At 46.6% G+C, this 9,669-nt stretch carries 8 protein-coding genes; 2 read left to right on the forward strand and 6 right to left on the reverse strand.

Annotated features, from left to right (window positions below; all coding sequences use genetic code 11):
* Positions 1 to 226: 226 nt before the first annotated feature.
* Both QVO39_RS03695 and smpB read left to right on the forward strand, forming a co-directional pair.
* Positions 227 to 1,558: an IS1380 family transposase gene (locus QVO39_RS03695; RefSeq protein ID WP_021903061.1), complete on the forward strand. Its 1,332-nt coding sequence runs from the start codon at positions 227 to 229 to the stop codon at positions 1,556 to 1,558.
* A gap of 303 nt (positions 1,559 to 1,861) precedes the next feature.
* The gene (gene smpB, locus QVO39_RS03700) at positions 1,862 to 2,347 is read left to right on the forward strand and encodes an SsrA-binding protein SmpB (protein ID WP_018029037.1); all 486 of its coding nucleotides are present in this window, start codon (positions 1,862 to 1,864) and stop codon (positions 2,345 to 2,347) included.
* A gap of 64 nt (positions 2,348 to 2,411) precedes the next feature.
* Here smpB and QVO39_RS03705 read toward each other — a convergent pair whose 3' ends face one another.
* The 6 genes from QVO39_RS03705 to bamG all read right to left on the reverse strand — a co-directional run bounded on the left by QVO39_RS03705 (position 2,412) and on the right by bamG (position 9,490).
* Entirely contained in the window at positions 2,412 to 2,855 is a 444-nt protein-coding gene (locus tag QVO39_RS03705) for a DUF4878 domain-containing protein (RefSeq protein ID WP_021903062.1), read from the reverse strand.
* 24 nt (positions 2,856 to 2,879) lie between these two features.
* A complete protein-coding gene (gene aspS, locus QVO39_RS03710) occupies positions 2,880 to 4,643 on the reverse strand; it encodes an aspartate--tRNA ligase (protein ID WP_021903063.1) in 1,764 nt (587 codons plus the stop codon).
* Positions 4,644 to 4,675: 32 nt separating this feature from the next.
* Positions 4,676 to 5,926, reverse strand: coding sequence for a hemolysin family protein (locus QVO39_RS03715; protein WP_021903064.1), 1,251 nt, complete (start codon positions 5,924 to 5,926; stop codon positions 4,676 to 4,678).
* Between the two features lie 17 nt (positions 5,927 to 5,943).
* On the reverse strand, positions 5,944 to 6,636 hold the full coding sequence (locus tag QVO39_RS03720) for an LptA/OstA family protein (protein WP_018029033.1): 693 nt from the start codon (positions 6,634 to 6,636) through the stop codon (positions 5,944 to 5,946).
* Between the two features lie 36 nt (positions 6,637 to 6,672).
* Positions 6,673 to 8,049 (reverse strand): tetratricopeptide repeat protein, encoded by a 1,377-nt coding sequence (locus QVO39_RS03725; protein WP_021903065.1) that lies wholly within the window; start codon positions 8,047 to 8,049, stop codon positions 6,673 to 6,675.
* A 103-nt stretch (positions 8,050 to 8,152) separates the two neighbouring features.
* On the reverse strand, positions 8,153 to 9,490 hold the full coding sequence (bamG, locus tag QVO39_RS03730; protein ID WP_021903066.1) for a BamG family beta-barrel-assembly machinery protein: 1,338 nt from the start codon (positions 9,488 to 9,490) through the stop codon (positions 8,153 to 8,155).
* Between the last annotated feature and the right edge of the window lie 179 nt (positions 9,491 to 9,669).

Genomic DNA, 9,669 nt, shown 5'->3' on the forward strand with positions numbered 1-9,669 from the left:
CTATTTAACACGGACCCCTCAGCCGGGGTCCTTAACCGTAGACACTTTGATGAATGCACACACAGACATTTCCAATCCGTAACTCTGGCCTAGATTCCGCAAACTGAGTGAGGGGTAAAAAAGAAGGGTGAGATTTCTTGCGATTTCTCACCCTTTGTCGTTAGAAATTGTTATCTTTATCTTGACATAAATAACTGAATAACAATATCTAACACCCCGTTAGGGTATGGCAAATATACAAGTAATTTCTGAGAGAGCACAGCGTTTTGGCGGATTAAATTTCATTTTACAGTCCAAGGAGTACAAAAAGATTCTTGAGCTGTGCGATAAAGAGCTGGGAGTAAGAAGTAGTTCTGGTGGTGGATACTCTTATTCGGAGGTAATTAATGCTCTGTTTCTCAGCATTTTATCTGGAGGCACGTGTATTGAAGACATCAACCTCTTGGTTCCCGAATTATCTCAATGCCCCCAACAAAAGGCTCCAAGTGCAGATACTGTACTTCGGACACTTAAGAAACTTTCGGTTGATGACGAACTAGTGAAAGCGAAGGGATCTGGGATTGACTACACATTCAACCGCAATTCAAAGCTGAACGAACTCTTGATAAAAGGGACTATTGAAGCAGGGCTATTGGAGAGTGGCAAAGCCTGCGACTTCGACTACGATAACCAAATTATCCAGACAAAGAAACGAGACTCTGCATGGACCTATAAGGACGTAAAGGGGTATGCCCCTGGCATTGCCTTTGCCAATGGTCACCCTATAAGCATTGAGGGTCGTGGCGGAAATGCCCCAGTGGTTTTTGATCAAGCCCAGACTCTTCGATTGGCCTATGAAGCACTTCTAAAGGAGGGAGTTGCGGTGAAGCGTTCAAGAATGGACGCTGGCTCGTACAGCAGGGAGGTAATCTCAGTGGTGGAGGAGTATTCCGATCTCTTTTATATCCGTGCCATAAATACCCCTTACCATAGGTCAATTGTTGAGGAAAGCACTTCTGGGTGGACACGACTAAAGCTCAAAAGCAGCAATGGAGACATTAGAAATATTGAAGCTAGGAGTGTGGATGCAGACGAGTTTATCAAGGGGAAGACTTACAGGATTGTGCTTTATCGCTACAAGGATGGATGGTCTGAGGGTACTATGTTTTCTGATAACGAAGAGATGAAGTATCGATACTTTAGCATCATCACTAATGATGAGGATACTAGCGAAGAGGAGATCATAAAGTACTACAACAAGAGGGGCAGCATTGAGCGAGTATTCGACCAGATGAATAACGATTTTAATTGGGCACACCTGCCAAGCTCCGATATGAATCAAAACACTGTGTTTATGCTCCTTACCGCATTACTAAGGAACTTCTTTACGAATTTTATTTCAGAGGTATCAAGGCGATGCGGGCATCTTATTAGCCCAAAAGCACGACTCAAAAAGTTTATCTACCACTTTGTCACTTGCCCAGCTCGATGGGTAAAGAGCAAGACAGGTGACATCTTACAACTCTTTGGGGCAACAGCTTTACAGCGATGGTATGTAGAACAGATGTGCGATGGGTAGGAGAAGGCTGATAGACAGGCAAGACAAGCACATGACCACTTTAAGACAATGGCATCTTAAGATGGCAATAGGAGTGCCAAAAGACGTAGGATTTACACAAAACAACGCAATGAATACATCATAAAGAGATAAATAGAGAATACGCAGACCTCTACATAAAGCCTTTAGTCTGCTAAAAAAGTCGGGACACAAGAAAAAACAATCAATAAGTACCCGACTAAAGCAATAAAAACTCAGCCTGCGGAATTGAGGTCTGGTGGAGGCGTAGGTGGTGTCGGTGGATTTGATTAACTTTGCGGAGTTATGGCGAAGAAGAATAAAGATAAGGCGAAGTTTGGGACTCGTGTGTTGATTAAGAATAGACGGGCTACCTTTGACTATGAGATACTCGATACCTACACTGCTGGATTGGTGTTGCTGGGGACCGAGATCAAGTCGCTACGCCTGGGCAAGGCCTCTCTGGTGGATACGTTTTGTATCGTGGATCGTGGGGAGGTCTGGGCTAAGAATATCTATATCCCTGAGTACTTCTATGGTAGCTACAATAATCACACGGCTCGGCGTGACCGGAAACTACTCCTCAATAAAAAGGAGATCAGGGAGCTGGCGGAGGTGGTGAAGAATGTGGGGCTGACCATTGTGCCACTGAAACTCTATATCAATGCTAAGGGGCTTGCCAAGCTGGAGATAGGTGTGGCAAGGGGTAAGAAACAATACGACAAGCGCCAAGATCTCAAGGAGCGAGATATGAAGCGGGAGCTGGAGCAGGCCCGTCGGTATAAGATATAAAAAATACCCGTGGAGCGACAAGCGGTCCACGGGTATTTAATTATATAAGTGAGGGGGGAGCTGGTTAGCGGATGCTTTGGATCTTCCAGTTGCCCTCTTCTTTGACTAGATAGATAGTAGAGGTTTTGTATTGGCCTCCATTATCGCCAATGGCTTCTTTGGTATCTATAGTCATCTCTACGGTTGCTTGGTTATCCTCCTTGCTTTTCTCATCAAAAGAGACATAATCAGCGACATTGGTACTGACCTCTTTCTCCGCAATGGCATTGTATACCTTTAGCGACTTAGATATGACCTTTAATCCCTCTATTGCTAGAGAGACCTCTGTATCGCTTAGGGCTGAGGTATCACTAGAAATCAATTTCATCGCCTCACTTTTATTGCCTTGGTTGAGGTAGTTGAAGAAGTCCTCCGACACCTTTTCGGGGGTATTTCCACCTATCACAGAGCACGCTGCGAGTGCAAAGGTCAGTACCACAATGGATAAATAGCTTGTAATCTTTTTCATGTCAATTTGTTTTGTCTAGTTAAATCAATTCTTTTTCTGTGGTGCGAGCGATAGGGAGAGCTCGTCGAGCTGCTCTTGATCAAGGCGAGAAGGGGCATCGATCATCACATCGCGTCCAGAGTTATTCTTTGGGAAGGCGATGGTGTCGCGGATACTATCGAGCTTGGCAAATAGCGATACCCAGCGGTCGAAGCCGTAGGCGATACCTCCGTGAGGAGGGGCACCGTACTTAAAGGCATTCATCAGGAATCCGAACTGCTCCTCGGTCTTTTCGTCAGTAAATCCAAGGACTTCAAACATCTTTTTCTGCAACTGGCTATCGTGGATACGAATAGAGCCACCACCTACTTCTACACCATTGATCACCATATCATAGGCATTGGCACGCACTACGCCTGGGTTGGTATCGAGGAGTGGAATATCCTCGGGCTTTGGTGAGGTGAAGGGGTGGTGCATAGCGTAGTAGCGCTGGGTTTCATCGTCCCACTCGAGTAGAGGGAAGTCTACCACCCATAGGCAGGAGAAGGTATTTGGATCCATCAGCCCCTCTTGGTCGGCCACATGAAGTCGGAGGGTACCGAGCTGTTTACGAGTTTTCATCGCATCGTCGCCACTCAGTATCAGGATCAAGTCGCCCGCCTCTGCCTTCATAGTCTTAGCCAACTGTTGGAGCACCTCTTGGCTGTAGAATTTATCCACACTGCTCTTTACCGTGCCGTCTTCACCCACTCTAGCGTAGACCATTCCCTTGGCTCCCACCTGAGGTTGCTTTACAAATTCCGTGAGTTGGTCTAGCTGCTTGCGAGTGTAGCTAGCAGCGCCTTTCACGCAGATACCTCCGATGTACTTTGCCTCATCGAATACCTTGAAGCCATGCCCCTGCAGCACTTCCATTAGCTCTACAAACCGCATACCAAAGCGGGTGTCGGGCTTATCGCTACCATAGTACTTCATGGCATCATGCCAACTGATGCGTGGGTAGGCTTCGGACTGCTCTATCCCTAGGATCTCGTGGAAGAGATGCTTGCTTAGCCCCTCGAAAGTATTGATAATATCCTCTTGCTCCACGAACGACATCTCGCAGTCTATCTGGGTAAACTCTGGTTGGCGGTCGGCACGAAGGTCCTCATCACGGAAGCACTTCACAATCTGGAAGTAGCGGTCAAAGCCAGCCACCATCAGCAGTTGCTTAAAGGTCTGAGGCGACTGTGGCAGAGCGTAAAACTCACCTGGGTTCATTCGACTAGGCACCACAAAGTCTCTAGCCCCCTCGGGGGTTGACTTGATAAGTACTGGGGTCTCCACCTCGAGGAAATTGAGGCCATCTAAGTACTGACGAATAGCAATGCCCATCCTATGACGTAGCTCTAGGTTACGACGAACGGGGGAACGACGCAGGTCGAGATAGCGGTACTTCATACGTAGCTCATCACCGCCATCCGACTGATCTTCGATGGTAAATGGAGGGGTATCCGACTGATTGAGCACCGTGAGAGAGGTGACAATCACCTCAATATCTCCCGTCGCTATCTTGTCGTTTTTCGATGAGCGCTCAGCCACCTTTCCTTTTACCTGAATCACGTACTCACGGCCTAGGTGAGCAGCTTTCTCTGCCAGCTCAGCATTGTGCTCTTGGCTAAATACTAGCTGTGTGATGCCGTATCTATCGCGAAGGTCAATGAAGCTCATTCCTCCCATACGGCGATTTCTTTGTACCCATCCTGCGAGGGTAACTTCCTCTCCGACGTTGGCTGCACGAAGTGCACCACAAGTTGTTGTCCTATACATATCTCTAAATATCTTTATTGTCTTGTCTTGCCTCAAGACTCTATCTTACGTAATCGCACCAAAGTTATCTTATTTCCAGTAGCCCTTAGCACTTGTATTTGGAAGTGCGGAGGTATGGTAAACTCCTCCCCTGCATCAGGAATTTCCTGGCTATAATGTAGGATAAATCCTGCTAGTGTCTGATAGTCTTCATTCTCAGGTATCTGTAGATCAAATTGTTCATTGAGAGTATCTACCTCTGCCCTACCCGAGATGATATATTCGTTCTCCCCTACCTTCCGCATAGCGATCCTCTGAGTATCGTGCTCATCCTCAATATCTCCAAAGATCTCCTCCACTATATCTTCAAGGGTGACCATACCAGCTGTACCACCTAGCTCATCTACCACTATCGCCAAGCTCCGCTTTTTCTGCATTAGTTGTTTCAATGCGTTTTCGGCTGGAAGGGATTCGGGGATAAAGATTGTAGGGAGGATACGGCTTTGCCACTCACGTGAATCACCCATCCTAAACATCTCAATGCTATGGATATAACCGATAATATCATCGATATCCTCCTTGTATACAGGTAGCTTGGAGTAGCCCGTTTTATCAAATATCTCAATGAGCTCTTCTCGAGTGAGGTCGTCACCCACGGCAGTAATTTCATTGCGTGGCACTAGACAGTCTCTGACTTTAATATCGGAGAACTCCAAGGCATTCTGTAGAATACGAGCTTCATCGGCATTCTCTTGCTGATTGACGTTGCTCTCAATAAAATAATCAAGGTCTACCTTGGTGAGAGGTTGCACTGTATCATCCTCATTCTTTACTCCAAAGAGCTTAAAGAATAGCTTGCTGATCCACCCGATCAGTAGGGTGATGGGGTAGAGTACAATGTAGATCAAGAAGAAAGGCAAGGTGATGATGCGAATCATGATATTGGGCTTTGCCTGCCCTATCGCCTTTGGAATATATTCGGCAAATACGATGACAAAGGCTGTGGAGATAATAGTCTGTACCAACACCACCCCTATATCATTATGGAGCAAAGCAGTGAGTGGCTCCTCCAGTGCTTTTGCTACCAAAAGGCCATAGATCACATTGACAATGTTATTGCCCACCAATGCCGTAGTGATAAATCGGCTGCCATTCTTATAGAAGTGGGTAGCAATGCGAGAGAGGGTATTCTGACTGCTTTTGTCCAGCTCTACTTTGAGCCGATCGGCTGATACAAAGCTGATCTCCGACATGCTAAAGAAAGCTGAGCTAAGTAAACAAATGATGATAGCTAAGTATATCATAGTGGCTGCTTAATAGACTACTTTTGAGTGGCGGGAGACTTGGGAGCTTGATATGGCTGTGAAGGTACTATACTATCCGGTGCAACAGCGGTGCTATCGGCAGGAGCTAGTGGCTTATCCTCCACATCCACATGTCCGTAGGAAGAGTAGAGCTCATAGCGTGTCATATTCTGATTGCTTCTGAAGCCATACTTACTCTCAATAAGCTGACCATTACTTGGAATAATTGTGGTATGCTCGTGAGAGTACACCTCAGCCAGCTCTTCATCCCAGTAGAGAGAATGCCCAAAGTACCTCTGCCCCTCACGGCTCAGTACCTCAACATTACCGATCAATTCCCATAGCTTTTTATCCTGATAGTAGTAGGCGGTATCTGCCTTGATAGAGGCTTTGGTTTGGAAAAGAGTATCGAACTGCTCCACGTATAGTCCTTCAGGGAAGTACCACTTAGCCTCAGGCTCGCTGTAGGTGTACCAAACGGGTGATTCCAGCTTGTACTTAGTAATCCCACTATCCGAGATGAGCGAAGAGATATCTCTCGTCACCATTGAATAGGGGAGTGTGTCCACCTCCTTGATAAGGGTATCTCCCTTCTTGCTTTTACAAGCCGAAAGGGAGAAAGTAATGTAAAAAAGGATACCAGCACAGACCCATAAACCGGGCTGTGCTAGTATCCTTTTCCTTATATATCGTGATGAGGTATCACTCATAGACTCTTCGCCCCTCAGGGGTGAAGTGGGGCAGCCTTATCGTGTGCGGATAGTGGTAGATTCACCAATCCAACCGCCTACAGTAAAGGAAGCGCCTGGAGCAAGGTCAGGGTGCATAAATACATCCTCCTTGGCAGGGAAGTGCTGGCTATAAGTATTGATCAGCTGGCTTGCCTCTGCAGAAACGCTTGGGTCCATAGACCTTGCACGCTGTGCCTTATCTACTGCAAGACAGTAAACGATACGTTGCTTGATAGGATCATCTGGGTAGATGCTCTTAGCAGTAGCTGCGTACATGTTGGCTATCAGTAGCATCGGGGCGCCAAAGCCACTCTTCAAGTTCATCGCCTGATTGGCATAGGTGCGGGCTGCACTATAGCTATTTTGCTTGTAGCTCATCACTGCGAGCATGTAGTAGATCTCGCCCTTCTTCACATCATTAGTGCTTAGCTCAATAGCCTTCTCGTAGTACTCACGAGCACGGCTATACTTATTCTCCTTAAAGGCCTTATTAGCGATACCTGTGGCGGCGTCAGCAGTTGGCTCGATATTGAATAGGTGTTCCGACATAGCGAAGTATACATTGCTCTCGGTACAACCAACAGACTGAAGTAGAGCAATGGTCTTGGACAAGTACTCCTTATCATTCTTATGCGACTCTACCTGTGGAGCATAGACCTCCTCCATCACCTCACAGCTAGCAGCACCACTTTGTGCAAACATTGCCTGTGCGTTCTCCTTATATGTGTTATACGAAGCAACACCCTTTTCATCGCCAGCAGCTTCAAGCTCCTTGATCTTTTGGTCGTAGTAGCCATCCACCATCATATACTCATCTACATACTTAGCCTTAAGGGCAGGATTCTTAAACATCCTAGCCATAGAAGCATAAGCAAATTGAGAAAGAGCTAGTGGATCGGTCTCAGCACCCTTCGCCTTCACCACAGGCTCTAGCCAGCCGTAGATCATATCATAGTCTGAGTCATTACCCATTAGGCGCATATAGTCAGACACCTTATTGCCGAGGATATAGTCTGTACCACTCTTAGGATCATCACCGAAGTACTTGATACGAGTATCGTACATCTCCATCAGTTTCTTAGTCCACTCCTTCTTCTCCTCTGGAGTCTGGCTTTGATCGGCCTTCCAGTTTAGCAGTTCAGCACCTATGATATAGGTATCCTTGCTCGCTGCAGGGCATGCGGTATATACTTTCTCCCAGAAGTCGTAGGCATCCTTATAATTGCCACTCTGGTGATAGGTCTTATAGAAGGTGATATTTCTTCGGCACTGAATGCTATCATTGCCGTGACCGAAAGGAGTCCCCGACTCCACCCCAGTCTGTGCACTCACAGATGCTAGGCTAAACAGGCTCAATAGCAGAGCCGACAGTAGTAAAAAACTTCTTTTCATCGTTATTCCTTTTTTAGTATGTTGCCTTTTTTATTCCGACTGAATGCCTCCAGCCTCTATTCGTTTGCTATTTGATGGCATGTGAGGCATTCGGTTTATTATGTTAGTAGATTTTTAGTTTTCTAAACCATGTTTCATTGAAATTCAGGCTTAGCGATAGCTTCAGCATATCTTGCGAAAAGCTCTTTTGGAGGGTCGAAAAGTCGTGACTATACTCCAAGGTGAGGTTGATAAGGGAAGTCCTATCACTGCCAAACATAGTCACTGGCATCCCTAATCCGAATGATGCTCCTACGGTCTGCACCTGACCCACACTTGGGACAGACAGGTAAGAGCTACGGTAGTTGATACCACCACGGTAGTACATCCTCTCATGATACCTCCTCGAGTAGGTATTGGGGGTTACTTGTACTCCAATTGCCCCTCTGTAGCTATTCTTAAAGGTGACTTGGTCATTCTTGAATGGGTTGTTGATGGCTTGGTCACCCCAAAGCTGAGTTTCAAAGTCAGCAGCCAAAGTCATCTTCTTAGGCATATCCCACGCCAGCCCTACGCCCACTTTATGAGGGAGCGAAGAGGCTGCTCTCACTAAGTTATTAGTGATATTGGGCTTATTTTTCGATCCAAAGTTGGTATTGGAGTAGCTAAACAGCTCAGGTGTAAACCTCATTCGTGGTGAATAAGTCAGCCCAAGTGTCAGCTCGTCTTGTGCCTTTGTAGGGAGATGAAACTTATACTGTAACCCTACATCTACCCCCCAATTATCCAAGCGGATAGTGTAACTCTGATAATCTTGAGAGAGCACTTGTGCATTTGGCATCAGGTGCACAGTATGAGTCAACTTGCCAAAGTGATACTTCACATTGGCGCCAGCATAAAGTCCACGATAGACCCTCGCCCCTACCCCTAGGTAGAAAGATTGTAGCGAACCCTGCCCAGAGAAAGACTGGCGAATGATATTAGCATTCTCTCGCCCAGCTATCGTCACATCGTTCACGAGACTGTAGCCCACATTGGAAAGCGGGACGATACCCGTGCTCACCGCCACCCTATCTTTGTAAATCGGGAATTGGAGTGCCAAGTAGTCAAGACCTCCCATCAGGGCATTGTGCCGATTCACCCCATCTTTATTGTGACCCCAATTGATTGAAGCAGCAATATCCATCACAAACGAAAGCGAGTCTGTGGCACCATAAGCTGCTGGATTTTGTAGGTTGATCACCTTGGCGCTACTCATAGCGATGCCTACACCCCCCATACCACGCCATGAGACGGGTGAGGTCTCGGCAAGTGAACCGTATCCCAAACGGGTGAGAGGAGTTGACTCCACTCCTTGAGCCTTGACCACACTATTCCCCATCATACCCACAGCTACTACAGCTGCAATAGCCAAGCAGAAGTGTGATGCTCTCTGATTTATATATCTGCGAAACTTATTCATCTATCGCTGTATTACCATTATGACATAAACTATTCGCAAATTTAGGGAAATTATTTGAGATGATGGCTATGTGCTCCCGAATTCATCGGAATGCACGCTTATTACTGAGTTTTCCATCGCGCAGAAAAAAAATGAAGGCTCGCGTCTTCAGGTATTGAAGATCTGCGAGCCTTCGGGGG

This window comes from Porphyromonas sp. CAG:1061 (assembly GCF_000435035.1).
Taxonomy (GTDB): domain Bacteria; phylum Bacteroidota; class Bacteroidia; order Bacteroidales; family Porphyromonadaceae; genus Porphyromonas_A; species Porphyromonas_A somerae.

What these genes read in the sequence shown, in the direction of transcription:
- bamG (WP_021903066.1), bottom strand. Translation starts at nt 9,490, where the DNA reads ATGAATAAGTTTCGCAGATATATAAATCAGAGAGCATCACACTTCTGC.
- smpB (WP_018029037.1), top strand. Translation starts at nt 1,862, where the DNA reads ATGGCGAAGAAGAATAAAGATAAGGCGAAGTTTGGGACTCGTGTGTTG.
- QVO39_RS03705 (WP_021903062.1), bottom strand. Translation starts at nt 2,855, where the DNA reads ATGAAAAAGATTACAAGCTATTTATCCATTGTGGTACTGACCTTTGCA.
- QVO39_RS03695 (WP_021903061.1), top strand. Translation starts at nt 227, where the DNA reads ATGGCAAATATACAAGTAATTTCTGAGAGAGCACAGCGTTTTGGCGGA.
- QVO39_RS03725 (WP_021903065.1), bottom strand. Translation starts at nt 8,049, where the DNA reads ATGAAAAGAAGTTTTTTACTACTGTCGGCTCTGCTATTGAGCCTGTTT.
- QVO39_RS03720 (WP_018029033.1), bottom strand. Translation starts at nt 6,636, where the DNA reads ATGAGTGATACCTCATCACGATATATAAGGAAAAGGATACTAGCACAG.
- QVO39_RS03715 (WP_021903064.1), bottom strand. Translation starts at nt 5,926, where the DNA reads ATGATATACTTAGCTATCATCATTTGTTTACTTAGCTCAGCTTTCTTT.
- aspS (WP_021903063.1), bottom strand. Translation starts at nt 4,643, where the DNA reads ATGTATAGGACAACAACTTGTGGTGCACTTCGTGCAGCCAACGTCGGA.